Raw genomic sequence first — 24,226 nt, forward strand, 5'->3', positions numbered from 1 at the left:
GGGGGATCTCCTAGTGGGAATGGCGGCCCTGTCTAGCCCAGCACCCCGCGCGGTGCCACCCCGCCAGTGCATGCACCACGAGCAACGCATGCGTTCATTCAACGAAACTGGCTGAAGAAAGCCCAAATCGTCTCGGCGCCGTCGATATCGCCGTTCTGCGGCCCGAGCAGGCCGGTTGCGACCTTCATGATCTATCCCACCGCTTTCGCCGCCGCGCGGCCCGCATTGCGGCCCGAGAACAGACAGCCGCCGAGAAACGTACCCTCCAGCGAGCGATAGCCGTGCACGCCGCCGCCGCCGAAGCCGGCGGCTTCGCCGACCGCATAGAGGCCGGGAATGATCTGTCCCTCGCTGCCGAACACGCGCGAGTCGAGATCGGTCTCGAAGCCGCCCAGCGTCTTGCGGGTGAGGATGTTGAGCTTGACCGCGATCAGCGGCCCCTGCGCCGGATCGAGAATGCGGTGCGGCGACGCCGTGCGGATCAGTCTGTCGCCGATGTAACGCCGCGCATTGTGGATGTTCATCACCTGAGCATCCTTGACGTAAGGGTTGGCGATCTCGCGGTCCCGCGCCTCGATCTGCATCCGGATCTCATCGAGCTTGAGCAGATCATTGCCGGAGAGCTTGTTCATCTCCGCAACGAGATCCTCGATCTTGTCGCGCACGATGAAGTCGACACCATGGCTCTTGAACGCCTCCACCGGCGCCGGCGCGCCCTTGTTGGTGGCGCGGCGCAAGGTCATCCGCCAGCTCTTGCCCGTGAGATCCGGATTCTGCTCCGAGCCCGACAGCGCAAATTCCTTCTTGATGATGGCCTGCGTCAGGACGAACCAGGAATAATCGTAGCCGGTCGACATGATGTATTTGAGCTGGCCGAGCGTGTCGGAACCGGGGAACAACGGCGCCGGCAACCGCATGCCTGTGGCGTCGAACCACATCGAGGAGGGGCCGGGCAGGATGCGGATGCCGTGGCGCGGCCAGATCGGTGACCAGTTCTGGATGCCCTCGACATAGTGCCACATGCGGTCGCGGTTGATCAGCCGCGCGCCTGCCTTCTCGGTGATGCCGATCATGCGGCCGTCGACATGCTCGGGCACGCCCGAGATCATGAACTTTGGCGGCTCGCCGAGCCGCTTCGGCCAGTTCGCGCGCACCAGATCATGATTGCCGCCGATGCCGCCGGACGCCACGATCACGGCTTGCGCCTTCAGCGCAAACTCGCCGACGACGTTGCGTGACGAGCTCTTGCCGCGCTCGACATTGTCGGGCGCGAGAACGGCGCCGCTGACGCCGTCCACCGTGCCGTTGGTGATGGAGAGCGCGTCGACGCGATGGCGGAACTTGAAGATCAGCCGTCCGCTGTTGGCGGCCTCGCGCGCGCGGCGCTCGAACGGCTCGACGATGCCGGGGCCGGTGCCCCAGGTGACGTGAAAGCGCGGCACCGAATTGCCGTGGCCCATCGCGTCGTAGCCGCCGCGCTCGGCCCAGCCGACCACCGGGAAGATGCGATGCCCCATCGCGCGCAGCCAGTCGCGCTTCTCGCCGGCCGCGAACGCCACATAGGCCTCGGCCCATTTGCGCGGCCAAAAGTCCTCGTCGCGGTCGAAGCCGGCGGTGCCGAGCCAGTCCTGCATCGCGAGGTCGACGGAGTCCTTGATGCCGAGCCGGCGCTGCTCCGGCGAGTTCACCAGAAACAATCCGCCGAATGACCAGAACGCCTGGCCGCCGAGCGACTGCTCGCCCTCCTGGTCGACGACGATCACACGCTTGCCGGCATCGGCAATCTCGGTCGCCGCCACCAGTCCCGATAGTCCTCCGCCGACGACAATGACGTCAGCCTGCTCAGTCGAATGCCCGGCCATGAGTTCCCCCCTGTAGTTGCCCGGATTGAAGCCAGCGGTTGCAACTGAGATCAAGGGCTTGTCGCGTAAGACATCGTTAACTTGTTCCACTTTGGGATTGGGCGAGCCTGAGTGCAGCGCGGACGCAACACTGGATTTGAATTTGTTTTGAGTGAGCTGGCGTGCCTAGACAAAACCACGGAGTCGACCGACGCTAGGCGCGCATCACCACCTGACGCGCAGATTCGAAAACGACTGGGGCGGGGGCCAATGAAGTTTCTGATGGGGTTGCTTGCGGCGGTTCTCCTGGTCGCTTGCATGGGGGCGTCTCACGCTGTGGTCCGGATCGCGGATGACCGCGGCGGCCGGATCGGAACCTACGTCGACAAATACCAGGACCTGCGCCAGTCCGGCGACACCGTCATCATCGACGGCCTCTGCGCCTCAGCCTGCACCATCGTCCTCGGCGCCATCCCGCACGACCGCATCTGCGTCACCTCGCACGCGACGCTCGGCTTCCACGCCGCCTGGGATTTTGGCACCAATGGTCGCGCCGTGACCAACACTGAGGCGACCCAGATGCTCTACGCGATGTATCCCTCGCAGGTGAAGCGCTGGATCTCGCAGCGCGGCGGCCTCACGCCGCACATGCTGTTCCTGAAGGGCAGGCAGCTCCAGGCCATGTACAAGCCCTGCTATCTCGACGCGCAGGCTTCGGCGATCAAGCCCTCGGCCAGGTAAGCTCTCACACTCATTCACCGCTCTTGCTCTCCCTCTCCCCGCTTGCGGGGAGAGGGAGAGCACCACCACGTGATCTCCGCTGGTCCCGTTCCGCTTGCCCGCTCGCGCGCGAGCGCCTATTTCAAAGGCAGGGAACCCGATCCTTGTCATGGCTCAACCAGCGCAACCGGCACATTCGCTAGAGGACAATTCGCCCAATGCCGGGCGCACGTCTTCCGTGCTGTTGTGGGCCGGCGCTTGTGTCGGTGGGGTGATGGTGACCGGCGCGCTCGCGCTCTGGTTCCATTACGGCTCCCAGGTGTTCTTCGAAATGATCAGGACCGGCTTTGCCGCCTGCTTCTGATCCGCGACAGGAAGTTTTCGTTCATGAGCTCCACTGCCCGTCCGCTGGTGATCGCGACCGCCTTCGCCTCAAGCCTCGTCGTCGGTCTGCTGGTGCTGTTCTGGGCCATGGGCGGGGTCAGCAAGGTGGCGCAGCCGGCCGCGATCGGCGGCCCGTTCCAGCTCACCGATCAGGCCGGCAAGGCCTTCACGGACAAGAATCTCAAGGGCAAGCCGACCCTGATCTTCTTCGGCTACACCCATTGCCCTGACGTCTGCCCGACCTCGCTGTTCGAGATGTCGGAAGTGCTGCGGGCGATGGGCAAGGATGCCGACAAGGTCAACGCCGTCTTTATCTCGGTCGACCCCGAGCGCGACACGCCCGCGACCATGAAGGACTACCTCTCGAGCTTCGATCCGCATCTTGAGGGGCTGAGCGGCGATCCCGCCGAGACCGCCAAGGTGATCACCTCCTACCGGGTCTACGCCAAAAAGGTCCCGACCAAGGATGGCGACTACACCATGGACCACACCGCGCTGATCTACCTGATGGACCGCGACGGCCGTTTCGTCTCGCCGTTCAACCTGAAGCGGACCCCGGAAGAGGCCGCGACCGAGCTGAAGCGGTATCTCTGAGGCCTCCAGCTAACTGCAATCGGCGCTCGCGTTCCCGGCCGGATGGTCTATAAGGCCCTCCGATCCCAATGAAATTCGTTTATTTCCGGCCGATGGCTCCATCGCAACAGGCGAAATCGTCCAAATCTGCCCGTGGCTTGCTGAGGGGGCTGACTGTCGCGGCGTGCCTGCTCGCGAGCCTGCCCGGCGCACGCGCGCAGGCGCCTGCCAAGCAGCCGCCGGCGGCGCCTCAGGCCACGACCCAAGCCGCGCCTCAAGCCGGGCCTCAAGCCGCCCCCCAGGCCGTGCCCGGCTTCTGGGACCCGCGGCGGCGCCCGGAACGGCCCGACCTGTCGCGTCTGACCGTGATCCGCTTCCTGACCGAGACCGACTACCCGCCGTTCAACTACACCGGCGCCGACGGCAATCCGGCCGGCTTCAACGTCGATCTCGCGCGTTCTCTTTGTGAAGAGATCAAGGTCACCTGCACCGTGCAGATGCGCCGCTTCGAGACGTTGGTCGATGCGCTCACCTCGAACCGGGGCGATGCGATCATTGCGTCCATGGCGGTGAGCCCGCAGCTGCGCGCGCGCGTCGATTTCACCGATCCCTATTACCGCGTGCCGGCGCGTTTCGCCTCGCGCAAGGATGCGGTGATGCCGGAGATCCGGCCCGAATATCTCGAAGGCAAGAAGGTCGGCGTCATCGCGGGCTCCGCGCATGAGGCCTATCTCAAGGCGATGTTCACCGACGCCGAGCTGCACGGCTATCCTAACGACGATGCGTTGCGCGCCGCGCTCCGCAAGGGCGAGGTCGATTTCATCTTCGGCGACGCCATCTCGCTGGCGTTCTGGATCAACGGCACCGATTCCGGCGATTGCTGCGCCTTCTCCGGCGGCCCCTTCGTCGAGAGCCGCTTCTTCGGCGAAGGCATCGGCATCGCCGTGCGCAAGGGCAACGACGTGCTGCGCCAGGCGCTGAACTGGGCCCTGTTCCGTATCTGGGAAAAAGGCCGCTACACCGATCTGTGGCTGCGGTATTTTTCGGTGAGCCCGTTTTGAATTCTTCGCCTCTCCCCGCGTGCGGGGAGAGGCCGGAATTTGCGAGAGCAAATTCCGGGTGAGGGGACTCTCCGCGAGTCCAATTCTCACCGTCATTGCGGAAGCAGCCCCTCACCCCAACCCTCTGCCCGTAAGAACGGGGCGAGGGAGTAAGAGCGGCGACCGCCGCACCAACTTTTGCATTCTGCCCGGAAATCGCTATTTTCCGCGGCCCGGAGGCCCCTTGATGTCCGTTATCGATCCTAACATGAGCCCGAGCGATCTTCGTGCGCTTGCTGAACAATCCAACGCCTGGCCGTTCGAGCAGGCGAAGGCGATTGTCGCGCGCCTAAAGAAAAGCCCGAAGGACGAGGTGCTGTTCGAGACCGGCTATGGTCCGTCCGGTCTGCCGCATATCGGCACTTTCGGCGAGGTCGCGCGCACCTCGATGGTGCGCCATGCCTTCCGCGTGCTGACCGAGGACAAGATCAAGACGCGCCTGCTCGCCTTCTCCGACGACATGGACGGCTTCCGCAAGGTGCCGGACAACGTGCCGAACAAGGATCTGCTGGCGCAATATCTGGGCCGGCCGCTCACCGCGGTGCCCGATCCCTTCTCGAACGAGCATCCGTCGTTCGGTGATGCCAACAACGCGCGCCTGCGCGCGTTCCTGGATCATTTCGGCTTCGACTACGAGTTCGCCAGCTCGACCGTCTATTACAAGTCGGGCCGTTTCGATGCGACGCTGCTGAAGATGCTCGCCGCCTACGACAAGGTGATGGAGATCATCCTGCCGACGCTCGGGCCCGATCGCCGCGCCACCTATTCGCCGTTCCTCCCCATCAGCAAGACGTCAGGCGTGGTGCTGCAAGTGCCGATGATCCGCCGCGACGTCGCTGCGGGCACCGTGACGTATGTCGACCCTGACACGAACGAGGAAGTCGAGACGCCCGTCACTGGCGGCAACGTCAAGTGTCAATGGAAGGCCGACTGGGCGATGCGCTGGGTCGCGCTCGGCGTCGACTATGAGATGGCCGGCAAGGACCTGATCGATTCCGTAAAACTCTCCGGCGCGATTGCGAAGGCGCTCGGCGCCACGCCGCCCGAAGGCTTCAACTACGAGCTCTTCCTCGACGAGAAGGGCCAGAAGATCTCGAAGTCGAAGGGCAATGGCCTCACCATCGACGAATGGCTGCGCTATGCCTCGCCGGAATCGCTGACGCTGTTCATGTATCGCGAGCCGAAGGCGGCGAAGCGGTTGTTTTTCGACGTCATCCCGCGCCAGGTCGACGATTATCAGCAATTCATTGATGGCTTCCCCAAGCAGGATGACAAGCAGCAGCTCGGCAATCCCGTTTGGCACATCCACCACGGCCATCCGCCGCAGGGCGACATGCCCGTGACGTTCCAGCTTCTGCTGACGCTGGTGTCGTCGTCCAATGCGGAGAATGCAGAGACTCTGTGGGGCTTTATCGGCCGCTATCGTCCCGGTGTAAGCCCCCAGACGCATCCGAAGCTCGATGCGATGGTCGGTTATGCCATCAACTACTACCGCGACTTCGTTGCGCCGACGAAGCAGTTCCGCCAACCGACCGACGTCGAGCGCGCCGCGCTGCAGGATCTGCGCGACGCGCTGTCGCAGCTGCCGCAGGAATCCTCGGCCGAGGACATCCAGAACGTCGTCTACGAGATCGGCCGCCGCGAGCCGTTCCTCGACCAGGTCAAGAAGGGCAAGGACGGCCGCCCCGGCGTCACGCTCGACTGGTTCAACATGCTCTATCAGGTGCTACTCGGCCAGGAGAAGGGCCCGCGCTTCGGCTCGTTCGTCGCGGTGTATGGCGTGCAGAACGCGGTCAACATGATCGACGGCGCGCTGGCAAGGAGTGCGTGAGGGAGAGTTGCTCGTCGCTCCATACTCCGCTGTCGTCCCGGCGAAGGCCGGGACCCAAACCGCGTGATCTACCGAGGAATGGCGGTCTTCATACCGAAGAGAGCGTAACTGCTACTCTTCGCCAAACTTCTCCCTGTGGTTATGGGTCCCCTGAGTTCGCCGGGACGACACCGAGCGTGTGGCGGCTGCTGAACGTCTCCTCACTGGCTCGCCCACACGATCCTTGCGATCCAGGCGACATCACCCGCCGCCATCGTGCGCTCTCCTTGCGTCGCGTCCAGCGGCTGTAATTCCACTACCTTCGCCGAGCGGCGCCTGAGCACGGCGAGCATCACCTCGCCCGCCCTCGTCTTCACCACCACACGATCGCCCTTGCGGATCGGTGCGCCAGGCGAGACCAGGATGACATCGCCGTCGCGATAGGCGGGCGCCAGTGCGTCGCCGGAAATCTCCAGCGCAAAGGCGTGGTTGTCCTCGGCGGTCGGCAGCGCGATCTCGCTCCAGCCTTTGCCGGATGGAAAGCCGGATTCGTCGAATGCTCCGCTCACAGCGGCCTGCGCGAAGCCGAGCAGCGGCACGACGCGGCCGTCGCCGCTATCGTCGCCGATCAGCCTGGCGAAAATGTCGATCGAGGACTCCGCGGCCGCCAGTGCCTTCGCGATCGATTCGGTCGAGGGCCAGCGCGCGCGGCCGTCGGAGGTGACGCGCTTGGACTTGTTGAAGGTGGTGGGGTCGAGCCCGGCCCTCTTGGCGAGGCCGGATGACGACAGCCCGGCGCGCGCGGCCAATAGGTCCAGCGCGGCCCAGACCTGGTCGTGGGTCAGCATCCTCTGCGCTTTGGCCTGTTTGACCATGGAAGGTCCAGCCCGTCGCAACTCAGGAAAACTGTCCTCAAATCAACCGGTTTTCCGTTTTTCGCGCAAGGGGCGATGGCAAACTCTTGAGTTCGGAGGGAGCGGCCTTTACGGTCGCGCCGGGTTTTAGACCCGCAAGAGACGAAAAACCCCAAGAGACTCAAAGGGCTCCGCTAGCGGTGGTCAAGATCTACAAAATCTGTCCGGCCTCGGCCTGGCGCGAGGCGGAACGGCAGGGCGTGTACAGCGGCAGCGCGGATGACGCGCGCGACGGATTCATCCATTTCTCGACGGCCGCCCAGGTTCCGGAGACCCTGCGCAAGCATTATTTCGGCCAGCGCGCGCTGTTCCTGGTCGAGGTCGACGGCGACGCGCTCGGCCGCGAACTGCGCTGGGAGCGCTCACGCAATGAGGAGCTGTTTCCGCACCTCTATGGCGAGCTCGATCTCGGCGCGGTGCTCTCGGTGATGAACCTCAACATGCGCTCCGATGGCGGCCACGACACCCCGGAGCTTGCCCCGTGATCCGCGCTTTCGATGCATTCTCGCTGCCGGTGTTGCGCTGGCTCGATCCGGAAGATGCGCACCGGCTCGCCATCCAGGGCCTGCGCTTCCTGCCGCCGGTGAAGCCGCGCACCGATGATCCCAAGCTTGCGGTGCGCGCTTTCGGGCTCAACTTTCCCAACCCGATCGGCATGGCTGCGGGCTTCGACAAGAGCGCGGAAGTGCCCGATCCGCTGCTGCGGCTCGGCTTCGGCTTCGTCGAGATTGGCTCTGTCACGCCGAAGCCGCAGGCCGGCAATCCGCGTCCGCGGCTGTTTCGGCTCGAGCGCGACGAAGCGGTCATCAACCGCATGGGCTTCAACAATGACGGTGCCGAGGTCGCATTGCGCCGACTCGCCGCGCGCGCGGCGAACGGCGGCATCGTCGGCGTCAATGTCGGCGCCAACAAGGATTCGCCTGACCGTGTCGCCGACTACGTCAAGCTGATCGAGACCTTTGCGCCGGTGGCGAGCTATTTCACCGTCAACGTTTCCTCGCCGAACACGCCGGGCCTGCGCAATTTGCAGGAAGGCGCGCTGCTCGACGATCTGCTCGGCCGCGTGATCGACGCCCGCGAACGTGTCAGGCAGAAGGCCGGCGATACGCCGGTGCTGCTGAAGATCGCGCCTGATCTGAGCCTCGCCCAGCTCGACGACGTCGTGCAGGTCGCGCGCTCGCGCAAGGTCGACGGCATGATCGTGTCGAACACGACGATCGCGCGGCCGAGCACGCTGCGCGAGGAGATGCGCGCGAAAGCGCAGGGCGGCCTGTCGGGCCGGCCGCTGTTCCGCCTGTCGACGCGCATGGTCGCGGAGACCTATGTGCGCGTCGAGGGCGCATTCCCCTTGATCGGTGTCGGAGGCGTGGACTCCGGCGGAGCCGCGCTGACGAAGATCCGCGCGGGCGCGAGCCTGATCCAGCTCTATTCGTCGCTGGTCTACAAGGGCCTCGGCCTCGTCGACGAGATCAAGCGCGATCTGACGTCGACGCTGTTGCGCACAGGGCGGGATTCGCTGTCGGAGATCGTCGGTGCCGATGCGGCGACGCTGACGGCGGAAGACTGGCCGGGGATGTAAGCTCTTCGCCTCTCCCCGCGTGCGGGGAGAGGCCGGAATTTGCGAGAGCAAATTCCGGGTGAGGGGGACTCTCCGCGAGTCCAACTCTTACTGTCCTCGCGGAGAGTCCCCCTCACCCCGACCCTCTCCCCGCAGGCGGGGCGAGGGAGAAGAGAACGTCGCCCGGTATAGCGCCGGATACCGCGCGCCCTGCAATCCGCCGCGCGCGACATAGAACGCAATCAGCGCGCACCATAGCCCGGCATTGCCGTAGGATTGCAGCGCCCACCACACCCCTAAGAAAATCGCGAGCGAGGCCAGCATCAGATTGCGCATCTCGCGCGCCCAGGTCGCGCCGACAAAGATGCCGTCGAAGCCGAACGCGAACACGCCGGGGATCGGCGCCAGCACGATGAACGGCAGGAAGTCCCGCGCGGCGCGGCGGACGTCCTCGCTCGCGGTCATGAAATTGATCAGGTTCGGCCCGAACAGCGCGAACAGCACCGCGACGACCATCGCGAAGCCGAGGCCCCACAGCAGCACCAGCCGGGTCGAATCGGCAAAGCCTTTGGCATCGCGGGCGCCAAAGGTGCGGCCGCAGAGCTGCTGGGCGGCGTTGGCAAGGCCGTCAAGGAAGAAGGCGCTGACCAGCAGGAAATTGTTGAGCACGGAGTTCGCCGCCAGCGTGACGTCGCCGGCGCGCGCGCCCTTGGCGGTGAAGAACAGGAACACGGTGATCAGCGCCGCGGTGCGGATCATGATGTCGGAGTTGACAGCCAGCAGCCGCATCAGCTTGGCGCGATCGAACAGCGTTGCGCGGGGAACGGCAAAGCCGCCATGCGCATAGCGCCGGCAGACGATGACGCCGAGCACGAAACCGATGCCCTCCGACAGCAGCGCGGCGATCGCAGCGCCGGCGATTCCGGTGTCGTAGACCAGCACCAGCAGAATCGTCGCGGCCATGTTGATGAGGTTGATGACGACCTGAAGCGCGAGCGCCGGATTGGCGCGGGCCTGTCCGACCAGCCAGCCGAGAATGACGTAGTTGGCGAACGCGAACGGCGACGACCAGATCCGGATCATGAAATAGGTTTTCGCGGCGCGCGTCACGCCCTCGCTGCCGCCCATCAGATCGAACAGTGCGCCGGCCAGCGGCAATTGCAGCGCAATCAATGCGCCGCCGATCAGGCCGGCGACGATGAAGCTGCGCACCAGGATCACCGTCTGCTCGCGGGTCTCGCCCGCGCCGAGCGCCTGCGCGGTGAAGGCGAGCGTGCTCATGCGCAGGAAGCCGAACAGCCAGAACAGGCAGTCGAAGATGACGGAGGCCATCGCGACGCCGCCGAGCAGCGCGGCATCGTCGAGCCGGCCGATCGCGGTGGTCGAGACCACGCCGATCAGCGGCGTGGTGAGGTTCGCGACCATCGCAGGGCCCGCGATGGTGAAGACCTGGCGACTGCCGATTTTGGGATGAACGGGCGCGTGCATCAGCTTCGTCTACCCGACCAAACGCCCGATTGCACCATCACGGCCGACATGGTGCAATTGCATCGCCCGCGCTCTTCGGCTAGCGGCCGCGCGGCGAGCCGAACACGCGCATCAGCAGCCAGATCGGGATCACGATGACTGCGCCGAGCAGGAAGTAGCGCCACAGCCAGTTCACGGCATCGAAGCCGAGATCCCACAGCCGCTGGAACAGCAGGCGGATGCTGTAGATGATGTTCCAGGGATCGAAGCCGATCGCGGCCAGCACGACGCCGACCAGGATCGAGAGCAGCACCAGGCGAAACGCGACCGCCAGCGGCGAGCCGCCGAGAAAGCGGTGCAGGCCATCACTGCGGCCGGCCGGCAAATCTCTGACGTCGTGGGCCATCTCAAACTCCTTGGGCGGATTCGCCCGGATTATAGGTCACGGCGGGGGACATGGGGAACCCCGACCGGACCGTCAATCAGCTTACCGCGTTTTAATTGTAGCCCGGATGGAGCGCAGCGAAATCCGGGTTCGTGCAGCAGGCGAGAGGGGCCCCGGATTGCGCTGCGCTCCATCCGGGCTACGGCGTTGCTGTTTTCGGGCAAGCGGGAGAGGGGGCGCACCTGCCACGCCTCAAGCCTCAACCTCCGCCGCCTCCGCTTTCAACATTTTTTCCAGCGTTTCCAGTCGGTCGGCTTCCCGCGGCGGCTTGTCCCAGCGCAAGCGACTGATACGGGGAAAGCGCATCGCGACGCCGGATTTGTGCCGCGGCGAGCGCTGCAGCCCCTCGAAGGCGACCTCCAGCACCAGCCCCTTGTCGCCCTCGTGCACGACATGGCGGACGGGGCCGAACTTTTCGGTTGTGTTGCGGCGGACGAAGCGGTCGATCTGGAGCAGCTCCTCGTCGGTGAAGCCGAAATAGGCTTTTCCGACCGGCACCAGCTCGTCGCCGTTCTCGGTCTCGGTCCAGACGCCAAAGGTGTAATCGGAATAATAGGACGACCGCTTGCCGTGGCCGCGCTGCGCATACATCAGCACGGCATCGATGATGTGCGGATCGCGCTTCCACTTCCACCACTGCCCCTTCGGCCGTCCCGGCAGATAGGGCGCATCGCGCCGCTTGAGCATCACGCCCTCGACAGCGTCGGCATCCTCGCCCGCGCCGGCGCTCGCGGGATCGGCGCGCGCGGCGGTCAGCGCCTGCCAGCTCGCGAAGGTGATCGTCGCTGAGAGGTCGATGCGGGGGTTGTCGAGCTTTGCGATGAAGGCCTCGAGCCGTTCTCGCCGCTCGGCGAACGGCAGCTCGCGCAGGTCGTTTTCGTCATCGCCGAGGAGATCGTAGGCGCGGAGGTGGATCGGAAACTCCTTGATCAGCTTTGGCGACACGACCTTGCGGTTAAGGCGCTGCTGCAGAACGTTAAAGCTCTGTACGCGACCTTCGCGCAGGATCAGCAGCTCGCCGTCGATCGCGCCGGGCAGGCGCAGCGACGGCACCAGATCCGGAAAGCTCCGCGTGATGTCCTCGCCGGTGCGAGAATAAAGCCGAGCCGTGATCTGCCCGTGCTCGTCACGGCCCGCGACCGCCTGCACGCGGATGCCGTCCCACTTCCATTCGGCGACGTAGTCGGCGGGATCGAGGTTTTGGAAATCGCTGTCCTCGATCGCATGCGCCAGCATCACCGGCCGGAACGGTGCGGGATCGCGATTGACCGGCTTTTCGGTGCGCCCTTCCAGCCAGGCGAACAGGTCGAGATAAGGCGGCGCGAGACCCGGCCAGATCAGCTCGACCTCATGCGGGTCCTTGTCGCCGAGCGCGGCGGCCGCGGTCTTCGCCAGGCGCGCGGAGATGCCGATGCGCAATGCGCCGGTGACGAGCTTCAGCAGCGCCCAGCGGCCGGTCTCGTCGAGCTCGTCGAGCCAGCGTTCGAGCAGCTTTGGCAACTCGGTCTTCCCGAGCGTGCGGAGTGTGGTGACCACTTCGGTGAGGCTAGGGGGCGGCGGGTTATTGTGGGCGGCCATCGCCGCCTTCGGCCACATCAGCGCCACCGTCTCCGAGAGATCGCCGACGTAATCGTAGCTCAACCCGAACAGCACCTCATCCGTGCGCGACGCGATGAGGTCGCGGATCAGCGCGGGCTTGGCGTGCTTGAAGCTCAGCGCGCCGGTGAGCGCGGCCAGTGCATAGCCGCGGTCGGGATCGCCGACCTCGCGGAAATAGCCGGTGATCAGCCGCAGCTTGTTGTTGCGCCCGGGCTCATAGGCGAGGCGGTCCAGGAGTTCGGCGAAGCGGTTCATGCCTCGGCCTCGCCCCGAACCGGCGGCTCGCTTTCCTCCTCCTCGCCATAGCCGACGAGATCGAGCGGCTGTGCCCGCAAACCCTGCGACTTGCACCAATGCACCAGCGCGTCTTCCTGGCCGTGGGTGACCCAGATCTCGCCCGCGCCGGTTGCCGCGATCGTCGTGGTGAGACCGTCCCAATCGGCGTGGTCGGAGATCACCAGCGGCAATTCGACGCCACCCTGTCGCGCGCGGGCGCGCACGCGCATCCAACCCGAGGCGAAGGCGGTGACCGGGTCGGGGAAGCGCCGAGCCCAGATATCAGACGTCGCCGACGGCGGTGCGAGCGTGATGGTGCCGGCCAGCGCCGCCTTCTTCATGCCCGCCGCCGGCCGCAGCTCGCCGAGGCCGATGCCGCGGCTCTGGTAGTAGGACGTGATCTTCTCCATCGCGCCGTGCAGGTAGATCGGCGCGTCATAGCCGGCAAGGCGCAGCAGCGCGATTACGCGCTGCGCCTTGCCGAGCGAATAGGCTCCGACGAGATGCGCGCGCTCGGGAAACAAAGCGGCGGAGGCCAGCAGCTTCTTCACCTCAAGGGCCGCATCGCCATGGCGAAACACCGGCAGGCCAAACGTGGCCTCGGTAATGAAGACGTCGCAGGGCACCAGCTCGAACGGGACGCAGGTCGGGTCGGGCGCGTCCTTGTAGTCGCCGGAGGCGACGATGCAGGTGTCTTTGCAGGTGACGGCGATCTGCGCCGAGCCCAGCACATGGCCGGCCGGGTGGAATTTGACGGTGACGTCGCCGAGCCGGATCTCCTCGCCATAGCTGATGGCCTGCGTCGAGCCAGCAAAATTCTCGCCATAGCGCAGCCGCATCATGTCCAGCGTTTCCTGCGTCGCCAGCACCGCGCCATGGCCGGCGCGGGCATGGTCGGAATGGCCGTGGGTGATCACGGCCCGGTCGACCGGGCGGACGGGATCGATATGGAAGCCGCCGGATTTGCAGCACAGGCCGTCAGCAGTTGGCAGCAGGATGTCTTGCGGGCGCATGGCCTGATATATAGGTCGCACCACCGCATCTTCGAGTCATCACACGCTTCGCTTCCTGGTTCCCAATGCCGCTCCGCCTGTTTCTGACCTCCGGCGATCTCATGGCCGACCGCCGTTTCGAGTTCGCGCGCGACCTCCAGCTCAAGGGCGATTTGCCCGCCGCCGCCGATCTCATCGAACAGGCGATCGAGCTGGCGCCGAATTTCACCTCGGCCTGGTTCACGCTCGGCGAAATCCGCCAGCAGCTCGGCGAGCGCGACAAGGCGATCGCAGCATTCCGCAAAGCGCGCGAGTCCGACCCCGGGGATCAGCACGGCGCCGGCCTGCATCTGATACGGCTCGGCGACACAGAGATGGCGGAGATGCCCAAGGCCTATGTGCAGGCGCTGTTCGACCAATACGCGCCGCGCTTCGAGCACGCGCTGATCAACGATCTCGGCTATCGCGCGCCGTCGCTGATCTTCAAGGCGGTGCTGGCCGCGCGCGTCGCCGCGAAGAAGCCCGCGTTTTTCAAGCGCACCATCGATCTCGGCTGCGGCACTGGGCTTGCGGCGGCCGCGTTCGCAAAACAGGTCGATCATTTCATCGGCATCGATCTGTCGCCCGGCATGATCAAGGAGGCGCGCGCCACCGGGCTCTATGCCGAGCTCGAAGTCGCCGACATGATCGATGGCCTGCAGGGCAAGGCTGATGCAAGCGCGAATCTCGTCGTCGCCGCGGATGCGTTCGTCTATCTCTCCGATCTTGCGCCGGTGCTGACTGAGGCCAAACGCGTGCTCGCATCAGGCGGCGTGCTCGCCTTCACGCTGGAGACGCATGACGGCGATGGCATCGTTCTCGGTGAAGGCCTGCGCTATGCCCACTCGGCGGAATATGTGCGCGGTGCGATCGCCAAGGCGGGACTGAAGCTGCTGACGCTCGAGCCGGCATCACCGCGCATCGAGAACAACGAGCCGGTGCGCGGTCTCGTCGTCGTTGCCGAGAAAACTTGAGTCTAGGCGCTAAGCTTCCCGCAATTTAAGCGTCATTGCGTCGCTCAGCGACGAACTTCCTACTTGCGAGCGAAGCTGCGAAGCCAGCACAATGCGCGCACCAGGGAGAGAAACAACAATGACGAAGAATCCATCGCGGCGCGATGTCAGCGCCGCCGCGCTCGCCACCATTGCCGCATCCGTTCTGCCCGCGCCTTACGTCTGGGCCGCCGAGAAGAAATACGATGCGGGCGCCAGCGACACCGAGATCAAGGTCGGGCAGACCGTGCCGCATTCCGGTCCCGGCTCGCTCTATGGCGTGCTCGGGCGGATCGGCGAGGCCTATTTCCAGATGCTGAACGAGACAGGCGGCATCAACGGGCGCAAGATCAAGTTCCTCACCATGGACGACGCCTATAGCGCGCCGAAATGCGTCGAGGCGACGCGTCGCCTGGTCGAGCAGGAAGAGGTGCTCGCACTCTACGGCTCGCTCGGCACCGCGCCGCAGACCGCCGTGCACAAATACCTGAACTCCAAGGGCGTGCCGCAGCTGCTGCTCAACACCGGCGCGTCGAAGTGGAACAACCCGAAAGAGTTCAAATGGACGATGGCGGGCCTGCCGCTCTATCCGACCGAGGCGCGCATCCTGGCGCGCCACGTGGTCAGCGTGAGGCCGAACGCGAAGATCGGCATCCTCTACCAGAATGACGATTTCGGCCGCGACTTCCTCGGTCCGTTCAAGAAGGTGCTGGCCGATGCCGGCGGCACCGCATCGGTGATCATGGAGCAGACCTACGATCTCACCGATCCGACCGTCGATTCCCAGCTCATCAATCTCTCGAAATCGGGCGCGGACGTTTTCTACAACATCACCACCGGCAAGGCGACGTCGCAGTCGATCCGGAAAGTGGCCGAGCTCGGCTGGAAGCCGTTGCAGCTGTTGTCGGCCGGCTCGACCGGCCGCTCCATCCTCAACGCCGCGGGGCTGGAAAACGCCGCCGGCATCGTCGCCATCCGCTACAACAAGGAGGTCGGCCTGCCGAAATGGGAAAAGGACCCGGACGTGATGGCGTTCGAGGAGCTGCGCAAGAAGTACATCCCGACCATCGACCCCGACAACACCATCGCCTTTGCCGGCTACGGTCAGGCGGTCACCATGGGCGAGATCCTGCGCCGCTGCGGCGACGAGCTCACCCGCGCCAATGTGCTGAAGCAGGCCTCCACGCTCAAGGGCTTCCACTCGCCCTATTTCCTCGACGGCGTTACCTACGACTATACGCCCGAGGACTACACGCCGATGAAGACACTGTTCATCTCGATCTTCAGCGGCAAGGACTGGGACATCTCGGATAAGCCGATGTCGGAGTAGGGACCTCCCCACCCCTCGACGAACCCGCCCGCACGGCTTACCTGTGATGCCGTGCCGCCCCGCATCCTCAAAATATCGGCCGAGCCGGCCACCCTGCTGCCCGAGCGCTTCCAGGCGTGGTTTTCGGCTCGCGGCTGGTCGCCGCGCGAGCATCAGCTCGCGCTGCTGGAGAAGGCGCGTGAGGACCGCTCGGCCTTGCTGATCGCGCCGACCGGCGCCGGCAAGACGCTGGCCGGATTTTTGCCGACGCTGGTGGAGCTGAGTTCTCCACCCGCTGCTTCCACCAAGTCCATCGTCTCCACCGGCCGGGCCGTCCAGCGTAGCGCCGGCCTGCACACCCTCTACATCTCGCCGCTCAAGGCGCTCGCCGTCGACATTGCGCGCAATCTCGAACGGCCCGTCGCCGAGATGGGGCTGCCGATCAAGATCGAGACCCGCACCGGCGATACGCCGGTGTCGCGGCGCCAGCGCCAGCGCCGCTATCCGCCGGACATCCTGCTGACGACGCCCGAGCAGCTTGCGCTGCTGCTGTCCTCCGATGACGCGCCGTTCCTGTTCTCCTCGCTCAAGCGCATCGTGCTTGACGAGCTGCATGCGCTGGTGACGTCGAAGCGCGGCGATCTGCTCTCGCTGGGCCTGGCGCGGCTATGGCGTCTCGCGCCGCAGATGCGTGCGATCGGGCTATCGGCGACGGTGGCCGAGCCGGAATCGCTGGCGCGTTTCCTGGTGCCACAACCGAAAGACAAAGCCTGCTCCGCCGACATCGTCGTCGCCGGCGGCGCTGCGCCGCCGCAGGTCGAGATGCTCGACACAAGCGAGCGGCTGCCCTGGGCCGGCCACAGCGCGCGCCACGCGCTCCCGGAAATCTACGAGCTGATCAAGGCGAACAAGACCGCTCTGGTCTTCGTCAACACTCGCAGCCAGGCCGAGATGCTGTTCCAGAATCTCTGGAGCATGAACGACGACAACCTCGCGATCGCGCTGCATCACGGTTCGCTCGACGTCGCTCAACGCCGCAAGGTCGAGGACGCGATGTCGGCCGGCAAATTGCGCGGCGTGGTCTGCACCTCCTCGCTCGACCTCGGCGTCGACTGGGGCGACGTCGACCTCGTCGTCAATATCGGCGCGCCCAAGGGATCGTCACGGCTGATGCAGCGCATCGGCCGCGCCAACCATCGCCTCGACGAGGCCTCGCGCGCCGTGCTGGTGCCGGCCAATCGTTTCGAGGTGCTGGAGTGCCGCGCCGCGATCGACGCCATCGCCGAGAATGCGCAGGACACGCCGCCGTTGCGCACCGGCGCACTCGACGTGCTGGCCCAGCACGTGTTGGGGTGCGCCTGCGGTGAGCCGTTCTTGAGTGACGAGCTCTATGACGAGGTCCGCACGGCGGCGCCTTACTCAAGTCTTGCGCGGCAGGATTTCGACGACGTCGTAGATTTCGTCGCCACCGGCGGTTACGCGCTGAAAACCTATGAGCGCTTTGCCCGCATCAAGCAGGACAAGCAGGGCCGCTGGCGCGTCGCCAATCCAAAAGTGCGGCAAAGCTATCGACTCAATGTCGGCACTATCGTCGAGGAGCCGATGCTGAAGGTGCGGCTGGTGCGCTCGCGCGCAGGCGGCACCGGTTCGACCGGCGCGATCGCGCGCGGCGGCCGCGTGCTAGGGGAGATCGAGGAATATTTCATCGAGGGCCTGACCGCCGGCGATACGTTTGTGTTCGGCGGCGAGGTCGTGCGCTACGAGGCGCTGGCCGAAGACCAGGTCTATGTCTCCCGCGCCAACGACAAGGATCCGAAAGTGCCGTCCTATATGGGCGGCAAGTTTCCGCTCTCGACCTATCTCGCCGAGCGCGTGCGCCGCCTGCTTGATGACAAGCGCGCCTGGAACGGCCTGCCCGAGCAGGTGCGCGACTGGCTGTCGTTGCAGAAAGACGTCTCGCGCGTGCCCGGCGTCCGCGAGCTCCTGGTCGAGACTTTTCCACGCGGCAGCAAGCATTACCTGATCTGCTATCCCTTCGAGGGCCGGCTCGCGCACCAGACGCTCGGCATGCTGCTGACGCGTCGTCTGGAGCGGATGCGCGCCCGGCCACTCGGCTTCGTCGCCAATGAATATGCGGTGGCGATCTGGGGGCTGGGCGATGCCTCCTTCATGATCCGCAATGGCGAGCTCGATCTCGATGCGCTGTTCAATCCGGACATGCTTGGCGACGATCTCGAAGCCTGGCTCGCGGAGTCCGCGCTGATGAAGCGCACCTTCCGCAACTGCGCGCTGATCTCCGGCCTGATCGCGCGCCGCTTCACCGACGAGGACAAGAGCCGCCGCCAGGTGCTGTTCTCGACCGATCTCGTCTACGACGTCCTGCGCAAGCACCAGGCTGATCACGTGCTGCTGCGCGCCGCGCGCGCCGATGCGGCCACCGGCCTGCTCGATCTGCGCCGCCTCGGCGGCATGCTCGAGCGCATCCAGGGTCGCATCACCCACCGGGAACTCGACCATGTCTCCCCGCTCGCGGTCCCTGTGATGCTGGAAATCGGCCGCGAGTCAGTTTATGGCGAAGCTGGCGACGAGCTGCTGGCGGAAGCCGCCGACGAGCTCGTCAAAGAGGCGATGTCGTAGAGAATTTGCCAGTGAGGCGCGCTGATCCACCCACATCGTCATGCCCGGGCTTGTCCCGGGCATCCACGTCTTTCTTGCGAAGCCAAGAACGTGGATGGCCGGGACGAGCCCGGCCATGACGGAACAAGTTGCACTATCGATCACGTCAACGCTCGCGCTGGACGTTGCCGGCGTCTCGCTCCACACCGATCTCTCCGGCGCGCTGTTTTGGGACGAGCAGCGCCTGCTCGTCGTCTCCGATCTGCATCTGGAAAAAGGTTCCAGCTTCGCCACGCGCGGCGTGCTGCTGCCGCCCTACGACACGCTGGCCACGCTGAGCCGCCTCGCTGCTGTCATCTCCCGCCATAACCCAAAAATCGTCATCGCGCTCGGGGACAGTTTTCACGATCGCTCCGCGCATCAGCGTCTGTCCGCGGATGACCGCGACGCCGTCGCCGCGCTTCAGACCGGCCGCGACTGGATCTGGATATCAGGTAACCACGATCCGATGCTGCCGCGCGATCTCGGCGGCACCGTTGCCGATGAAGTCGCGATCGGCCAAATCACCTTCCGCCACGAGCCGACCGGCGCGCATGGCGAGATCGCCGGCCATCTCCATCCCAAGGCCCGCGTCTCCGCGCGCGGCCGCTCGATGGAGCGGCGCTGCTTCGCCAGCGACGGGATGCGCGCCGTGATGCCCGCGTTCGGCGCCTATGCCGGCGGTCTCAGCATCCGCGATGCAGCGTTCGCAAAGATCTTTCCGAAGAACGGTTTTGTCGCGCATCTGCTCGGCGACCGCCGCGTCCACGCGATCGCGGCGTCGCGGTGTTATTAGGCCGCGCTCCATTTGGGCTGACCACTCCCGCCACGCGCACAACTGCGCTCCCTCCCCCCTTGCGGGGGAGGGCGGGGGAGAGGGGTAGCCCGGGAGATGGTCTATCAGTGAGTCGTCGCGCGAACTGAGAGAGTCCCCGTGTGGTACCCCTCTCCCTAGCCCTCCCCCGCAAGGGGGGAGGGAACAGACCGACCTCTTGGCAACTACGCCGCCTTCGCCTGCACGGTCTCGCAAAACTCCGCCAGCCGATCCGCCAGCCGCAGCGTCGCGGAGCTGGCGTTCGGTGCGGCCATCAGCGCCACCTCGGTGCGGTTGATCGGCGCAAAGCCGTCCTTCGCCGTCAGCACGCGATGGTCGGCCTGGATCGACATCTCCGACAGAATGCTGAGGCCCATGCCGGCGGCGACGGCGGCCTGGATGCCGGCGAGGCTCGATGACGAATAGGACATGTGCCAGGCGCGACCGGCGCTTTCCAGCGCATGGATCGCGCCGGCGCGATAGAGGCAGCCGAGCGGAAATCCGATCAGCGGCACCGAGGATACGTTGACGTCGACCGGATGACTCTTGCTGGTGACCCAGTGCACCTCCTCCGGCCACACCGCGATCGCGCCCTTCGCGCCGGCCTCGCGCTTGAACAATGCAAGGTCGAGCTCGCCGCGTTCGAGATCGCGGGCGAGGTTCTTGCTCTGGTCGGCGCGCACGTCGAGCCGCAGATTCGGATGCGAGCGTGAGAACGCGCCCAGCAGCTTTGCCAGCCGATACGCCGCAAAATCCTCGGGGATGCCGAGCCGGATCGCGCCTTCGCCTTCGTCGCGCAGCACGTCGCGCGCCTCTTCCGCAAGCGTCAGCAGCCGTCGCGCATACGAGAGCAGCCGCTCGCCGGCCTCAGTGGGGCGCACGTCCTTGCCGTCGCGGTGCAGCAGCACCTGGCCGACATCCTCCTCCAGCCGCTTGATCTGCTGGCTGACGGTCGACTGCGTGCGGTGGACGCGCTCGCTCGCGCGGGTGAAGCCGCCGGCCTCGACCACCGAGACGAAGCTGCGCAGAAGCTCCAGATCGAGCATGGACGCCTCCATTCGAAAATCGACTGATTGTGAGTTAATCATTTAATTTCCAAATAGCAAGCTGCGTCCCTAGATCGAGGGCTCAGGAGAAATGCCCTCATGTCCCTCGCTCCCTCAATTTCGCTCCCCCGCAGCCGCTTCAACACGTTGCCGCTCGCCATCGGCGTGTTTTGCCTGCTCTGGAGCTATGCCTTCGTCGCCGGCAAGATCGGTGTCACCCATTGCCCGCCGCTGATCCTGCTCGCCGCGCGCTTCTCGCTGGCCGGCATCCTGATCCTCGGGGCCACGATGATCCGCGGCGACTGGTCGTTGTCATGGCGCGACGCGTTGATCTTCGCCGTGCTCGGCATCGCCAACAACGCGCTCTATCTCGGGCTCGGCTACACCGGCCTGCAATCGGTCTCCGCCGGCCTCGGCGGCCTGATCGTGTCCGCCAATCCGGTGTTCACGGCGGCGCTTGCGGCGCTTTTGCTCGGCGAGGGCATGACCTGGCGCAAGGCGAGCGGCCTCCTGCTCGGCATCATCGGCGTCACCCTGATCGTCTGGCATCGCCTCTCGGTCGGCACCGACAGCCTGCACGGCATTCTCTTCACCCTCGCCTCGCTCGCGTCGATCGTCGCCGGCACCATCCTGTTCAAGCTGCTTGCGCCCAAGGGAAGCCTGTGGATCGGCAATGGCGTGCAAAATCTCGCCGCCGGCATCGTGCTGACGCCGGTTGCGCTCACCCTCGCCGATGTTCATGCGATCGATGTCACCCCGAGCCTGATCGGCGCCTTCGCGTTCCTGGTGCTGGGCGGCTCGATCCTGGCCTACTGGCTCTGGTTTCATCTCCTGAAAGTGTGTGGCGCCACCGCTGCCAGCGCCTATCATTTCCTGATGCCGCCGCTCGGCATGCTGTTCGCCTTCCTCGTGCTCGGCGAACACGTCGAAGCCCGCGACCTGCTGGGGATCATTCCGGTGGCGCTCGGCATTTACCTGGTGACGCGCCCGGCAAAGCCCGTCGCGTAAGAGGAGCTTTCCATGCCTGTTTCCATCACCCTGATCGGCGGGCCCACCGCGCTAATCGAGATCGACGGCTTTCGCCTGCTCACCGATCCGACGTTCGATGCGCCCGGTGCTTATCAGCTGCCGCATGTGAAGCTGGAGAAGACCATCGGCCCGGCGATCAAGGCCGATGCGATCGGCCCGATCGATGCCGTGTTGCTCAGCCACGACCAGCATTCGGACAATCTCGACAATTCCGGCCGTGACTATCTGCTCAAAGTCAGGCGCGCGCTGACGACGGAAGCCGGCGCAAAACGTCTCGGCGGTCATGTCGAGGGCCTCGCGCCCTGGGCGACCACGCATCTGAAGGACGGTGACGGCAACACGCTGACCATCACCGCGACGCCGGCGCGTCACGGCCCGGCCGGCATCGAGCCGCTGTCGGGCGACGTCATCGGCTTCGTGGTGCAGTCGAGCCGCAAGGACACGAGCGCTGTTTATATCAGCGGCGATACCACCTGGTTCGACGGCGTCGCCGAAGTCGCGCGCCGTTTCAAATGCGGCGTGGTGATGCCCTTTGCCGGCGCTGCGCAAACCCGCGGGCCGTTCCATCTCACCATGGACACCAACGACACCATCGAGACCGCGCGCGCCTTCCCCGACGCGATGATCGTGCCCTTGCATACCGAAGGCTGGGCGCACTTCCGCCAGAACAGCGAGGATTTGCGCAAGACGTTTGACGTGCTGGGATTCGGAACGCGGTTGCGGTTGCTCGAGCCCGGCGTGCCGACGGTGGTTGAGGCGCCGTAGCCGTCATTCCGGGGCGATGCGAAGCGTCGAGCTCTGATGCGCAATTGCGCATCTGAGAATCCATCGCGCCACCAACTCCGCCGATCGATGGATTCCGGGTTCGCGCTTCGCGCGCCCCGGAATGACAACCCTCAATCCTTCCGAAACACGATCGACGCCATCCATCCCGTCATCAGCGCCATGGCCGCCGTGACGAGGCCATAGACCAGCCCGTTCTGCCGTGCGGTGTTCGCCACGAACTGCTCGAACCCGACCTTGACGATCTCGAACGCGGTCTCGGTCTTGCCGATGAACGCGCCATTCGCGAACAGCTTGATTTCGACCTCATAGGTCCCGATCGGGACCTCCGCCGGCAGCGGGATGCCGGTGCGGAACAGCGTCGGCGTCAGGAACGTCACCGCGCTCGCATCCTCGCGATAGAGCCCGCGCTGGGTGCGCAGGCGGATGAAGGCGGAGCGGAACGCGTCGTTCGGCACCACGTCGGCGTAATCGCCGCTGACGCGCTGGGTCAGCAGCACGTTGTTTAGCCCGATCTGCTGCCGCCGCGCGATCTCGGGCGAGGTGATGCGGTCGAACGGGCGGTTGGCGAACAGCGCCAGATAGCTCGGCACCTGCAGGAACTGCCGGTAGTCAGTGTTGATCCAGATGCCGAAGGTGCGCTCCTTGCGTCGCGTCACCATGTCGGCGCGCGGGCCCATCACGGTGACCACGAGGTCGTAAGCCGTGCGGTCGGCAGGCGTGGCGGCGTCCTTCTCCACCGAGCCGAACAGCACCAGCTCCTCGCCGGAATAGTTTGGCGTCACCGTGACGCGATGGTTGGAGACCGACACGATCAGCCGCTCGGCCCGCGCGGACGCGCCGAGCAGCAGGACGAGAAGCGATGCGAGAAGAACGCGCATCATCCGCTCACCCCGAGCTCACGGATGGTGAAGAGGTCCTCGGGGCGGATCACCAGCTCGACCGCGAAGCGGACACCGACCGATAGGATCAACAAGCCCAGCAGCAACCGCAGCTGCTCGCCGCGGATCTTCTGGCCGGCGCGGGCGCCGAATTGCGCACCGGTGACGCCGCCGACCATCAGGATCAGCGCCAGCACGGCGTCGACGAGGTGATTGGTCACCGCGTGCAGCATGGTCGCGAACAACATCGTGACCAGCGTCAGCACCATCGAGGTCCTGATCACCGTCGAGGTCGGCACCCTCAGGATATAGATCATGATAGGGACCAGGATGAAGCCGCCACCGATGCCCATGATCGCGCCGATGAAGCCGATCACGACGCCGATGATCACCACGGGGATGACCGACAGATAGATCTTCGAGCGCTTGAACCGCATCTTCAGCGGCAGGCCGTGAATCCAGTTGTGCGTTCGCCGTGGTGGCACGGCGCCGCGCCGGGTCCGCATCAATGCGCGCAGGCCCTCGGAGAACATCAGGCTGCCCACCGTGGTGAGCAGCACCACGTAAGAAAGCGCGATCATCAGGTCGAGCTGGCCGAGCGCGCGGAGCTGCGTGAAGGTCCACACGCCCAGCGCCGTTCCGCTCACGCCGCCGCACAACAACACGCTCGCCAGCGCCGGATCGATCGCGCGCCGCCGCCAATAGGTGAGGGCACCGGAAAATGACGAGGCCGCGATATGGCTCGCGACCGAGGCAACCGCGACCGCCGGCGTGATGCCGATGAAGATCAACAGCGGCGTCATCAGGAAGCCGCCGCCGATCCCGAACATGCCGGAGACGAAGCCGACGGCCGCGCCCATCGCCAGCACCAGGAACACGTTGACCGGAAGATCGGCGATCGGAAGGTAGAGCTGCATCGGACCCACGCTCCGGCGAGACGGATCGATTTCGCGGAGCGCTCGCAGGAAGGGCATGCCGCGCCCTTCATTAGCGGAATTT

Annotated in this window: 22 protein-coding genes; 13 read left to right on the forward strand and 9 right to left on the reverse strand. The window is 65.4% G+C overall.

Annotated elements, in window-relative coordinates; translation table 11 throughout:
- Positions 1-191 precede the first annotated feature (191 nt).
- Positions 192-1,862 (reverse strand): FAD-binding dehydrogenase, encoded by a 1,671-nt coding sequence (locus ACLFLU_RS03965; RefSeq protein WP_426411044.1) that lies wholly within the window; start codon positions 1,860-1,862, stop codon positions 192-194.
- A 249-nt stretch (positions 1,863-2,111) separates the two neighbouring features.
- Here ACLFLU_RS03965 and ACLFLU_RS03970 point away from each other — a divergent pair, with 249 nt between their 5' ends.
- The 5 genes from ACLFLU_RS03970 (at position 2,112) to ACLFLU_RS03990 (ending at position 6,449) form a co-directional block, all read left to right on the forward strand.
- Complete coding sequence (locus tag ACLFLU_RS03970) at positions 2,112-2,582, forward strand: hypothetical protein (protein ID WP_426411045.1); 471 nt, start codon at positions 2,112-2,114, stop codon at positions 2,580-2,582.
- Between the two features lie 148 nt (positions 2,583-2,730).
- Positions 2,731-2,925 (forward strand): hypothetical protein, encoded by a 195-nt coding sequence (locus ACLFLU_RS03975; protein ID WP_426411046.1) that lies wholly within the window; start codon positions 2,731-2,733, stop codon positions 2,923-2,925.
- A 23-nt stretch (positions 2,926-2,948) separates the two neighbouring features.
- Positions 2,949-3,539 carry an SCO family protein gene (locus ACLFLU_RS03980; RefSeq protein WP_426411047.1) on the forward strand — a complete coding sequence of 197 codons (591 nt, stop codon included), beginning with the start codon at positions 2,949-2,951 and terminating at the stop codon, positions 3,537-3,539.
- Positions 3,540-3,631: 92 nt separating this feature from the next.
- The gene (locus ACLFLU_RS03985; protein ID WP_426414214.1) at positions 3,632-4,579 is read left to right on the forward strand and encodes a transporter substrate-binding domain-containing protein; all 948 of its coding nucleotides are present in this window, start codon (positions 3,632-3,634) and stop codon (positions 4,577-4,579) included.
- A gap of 226 nt (positions 4,580-4,805) precedes the next feature.
- Positions 4,806-6,449, forward strand: a complete 1,644-nt coding sequence (locus ACLFLU_RS03990; RefSeq protein ID WP_426411048.1) for a lysine--tRNA ligase — start codon at positions 4,806-4,808, stop codon at positions 6,447-6,449.
- A 200-nt stretch (positions 6,450-6,649) separates the two neighbouring features.
- On the opposite strand, the gene ACLFLU_RS03995 is transcribed toward ACLFLU_RS03990, so the two are convergent.
- Complete coding sequence (locus ACLFLU_RS03995; protein ID WP_426411049.1) at positions 6,650-7,303, reverse strand: S24 family peptidase; 654 nt, start codon at positions 7,301-7,303, stop codon at positions 6,650-6,652.
- Between the two features lie 179 nt (positions 7,304-7,482).
- Between ACLFLU_RS03995 and ACLFLU_RS04000 the strand changes: the two genes are divergently transcribed.
- Both ACLFLU_RS04000 and ACLFLU_RS04005 read left to right on the forward strand, forming a co-directional pair.
- The gene (locus tag ACLFLU_RS04000; protein WP_426411050.1) at positions 7,483-7,827 is read left to right on the forward strand and encodes a DUF952 domain-containing protein; all 345 of its coding nucleotides are present in this window, start codon (positions 7,483-7,485) and stop codon (positions 7,825-7,827) included.
- Complete coding sequence (locus ACLFLU_RS04005; RefSeq protein ID WP_426411051.1) at positions 7,824-8,921, forward strand: quinone-dependent dihydroorotate dehydrogenase; 1,098 nt, start codon at positions 7,824-7,826, stop codon at positions 8,919-8,921. Before ACLFLU_RS04000 ends, ACLFLU_RS04005 begins: the two co-directional genes overlap by 4 nt.
- 87 nt (positions 8,922-9,008) lie before the next feature.
- On the opposite strand, the gene ACLFLU_RS04010 is transcribed toward ACLFLU_RS04005, so the two are convergent.
- The 4 genes from ACLFLU_RS04010 to ACLFLU_RS04025 form a co-directional block, all read right to left on the reverse strand.
- Positions 9,009-10,388, reverse strand: coding sequence for an MATE family efflux transporter (locus ACLFLU_RS04010; RefSeq protein WP_426411052.1), 1,380 nt, complete (start codon positions 10,386-10,388; stop codon positions 9,009-9,011).
- 79 nt (positions 10,389-10,467) lie between these two features.
- The gene (locus ACLFLU_RS04015; RefSeq protein ID WP_426411053.1) at positions 10,468-10,773 is read right to left on the reverse strand and encodes a DUF6460 domain-containing protein; all 306 of its coding nucleotides are present in this window, start codon (positions 10,771-10,773) and stop codon (positions 10,468-10,470) included.
- Positions 10,774-11,004: 231 nt separating this feature from the next.
- Positions 11,005-12,666 carry an ATP-dependent DNA ligase gene (locus ACLFLU_RS04020; protein WP_426411054.1) on the reverse strand — a complete coding sequence of 554 codons (1,662 nt, stop codon included), beginning with the start codon at positions 12,664-12,666 and terminating at the stop codon, positions 11,005-11,007.
- Complete coding sequence (locus tag ACLFLU_RS04025; protein ID WP_426414215.1) at positions 12,663-13,700, reverse strand: ligase-associated DNA damage response exonuclease; 1,038 nt, start codon at positions 13,698-13,700, stop codon at positions 12,663-12,665. Before ACLFLU_RS04025 ends, ACLFLU_RS04020 begins: the two co-directional genes overlap by 4 nt.
- 65 nt (positions 13,701-13,765) lie before the next feature.
- Between ACLFLU_RS04025 and ACLFLU_RS04030 the strand changes: the two genes are divergently transcribed.
- The 4 genes from ACLFLU_RS04030 (at position 13,766) to pdeM (ending at position 19,470) form a co-directional block, all read left to right on the forward strand.
- Positions 13,766-14,692 carry a methyltransferase domain-containing protein gene (locus ACLFLU_RS04030; protein ID WP_426411055.1) on the forward strand — a complete coding sequence of 309 codons (927 nt, stop codon included), beginning with the start codon at positions 13,766-13,768 and terminating at the stop codon, positions 14,690-14,692.
- Between the two features lie 118 nt (positions 14,693-14,810).
- Positions 14,811-16,040 (forward strand): ABC transporter substrate-binding protein, encoded by a 1,230-nt coding sequence (locus ACLFLU_RS04035; protein ID WP_426411056.1) that lies wholly within the window; start codon positions 14,811-14,813, stop codon positions 16,038-16,040.
- Between the two features lie 51 nt (positions 16,041-16,091).
- A complete protein-coding gene (locus ACLFLU_RS04040; protein ID WP_426411057.1) occupies positions 16,092-18,656 on the forward strand; it encodes a ligase-associated DNA damage response DEXH box helicase in 2,565 nt (854 codons plus the stop codon).
- Positions 18,657-18,771: 115 nt separating this feature from the next.
- Entirely contained in the window at positions 18,772-19,470 is a 699-nt protein-coding gene (gene pdeM, locus ACLFLU_RS04045) for a ligase-associated DNA damage response endonuclease PdeM (protein WP_426411058.1), read from the forward strand.
- A gap of 203 nt (positions 19,471-19,673) precedes the next feature.
- Here pdeM and ACLFLU_RS04050 read toward each other — a convergent pair whose 3' ends face one another.
- On the reverse strand, positions 19,674-20,534 hold the full coding sequence (locus ACLFLU_RS04050) for a LysR family transcriptional regulator (RefSeq protein WP_426411059.1): 861 nt from the start codon (positions 20,532-20,534) through the stop codon (positions 19,674-19,676).
- A 99-nt stretch (positions 20,535-20,633) separates the two neighbouring features.
- Here ACLFLU_RS04050 and ACLFLU_RS04055 point away from each other — a divergent pair, with 99 nt between their 5' ends.
- Both ACLFLU_RS04055 and ACLFLU_RS04060 read left to right on the forward strand, forming a co-directional pair.
- Positions 20,634-21,542 carry a DMT family transporter gene (locus ACLFLU_RS04055; protein ID WP_426411060.1) on the forward strand — a complete coding sequence of 303 codons (909 nt, stop codon included), beginning with the start codon at positions 20,634-20,636 and terminating at the stop codon, positions 21,540-21,542.
- A 12-nt stretch (positions 21,543-21,554) separates the two neighbouring features.
- Positions 21,555-22,328: an MBL fold metallo-hydrolase gene (locus ACLFLU_RS04060; protein ID WP_426411061.1), complete on the forward strand. Its 774-nt coding sequence runs from the start codon at positions 21,555-21,557 to the stop codon at positions 22,326-22,328.
- A 131-nt stretch (positions 22,329-22,459) separates the two neighbouring features.
- On the opposite strand, the gene ACLFLU_RS04065 is transcribed toward ACLFLU_RS04060, so the two are convergent.
- Both ACLFLU_RS04065 and ACLFLU_RS04070 read right to left on the reverse strand, forming a co-directional pair.
- A complete protein-coding gene (locus tag ACLFLU_RS04065) occupies positions 22,460-23,230 on the reverse strand; it encodes a TIGR02186 family protein (protein WP_426411062.1) in 771 nt (256 codons plus the stop codon).
- Positions 23,227-24,144 carry a sulfite exporter TauE/SafE family protein gene (locus ACLFLU_RS04070; protein ID WP_426411063.1) on the reverse strand — a complete coding sequence of 306 codons (918 nt, stop codon included), beginning with the start codon at positions 24,142-24,144 and terminating at the stop codon, positions 23,227-23,229. The genes ACLFLU_RS04065 and ACLFLU_RS04070 overlap by 4 nt, the downstream gene beginning before the upstream one ends.
- Between the last annotated feature and the right edge of the window lie 82 nt (positions 24,145-24,226).

The organism is Bradyrhizobium ganzhouense (genome assembly GCF_049949285.1).
In the GTDB taxonomy this organism is placed as follows: Bacteria; Pseudomonadota; Alphaproteobacteria; order Rhizobiales; family Xanthobacteraceae; genus Bradyrhizobium; species Bradyrhizobium ganzhouense.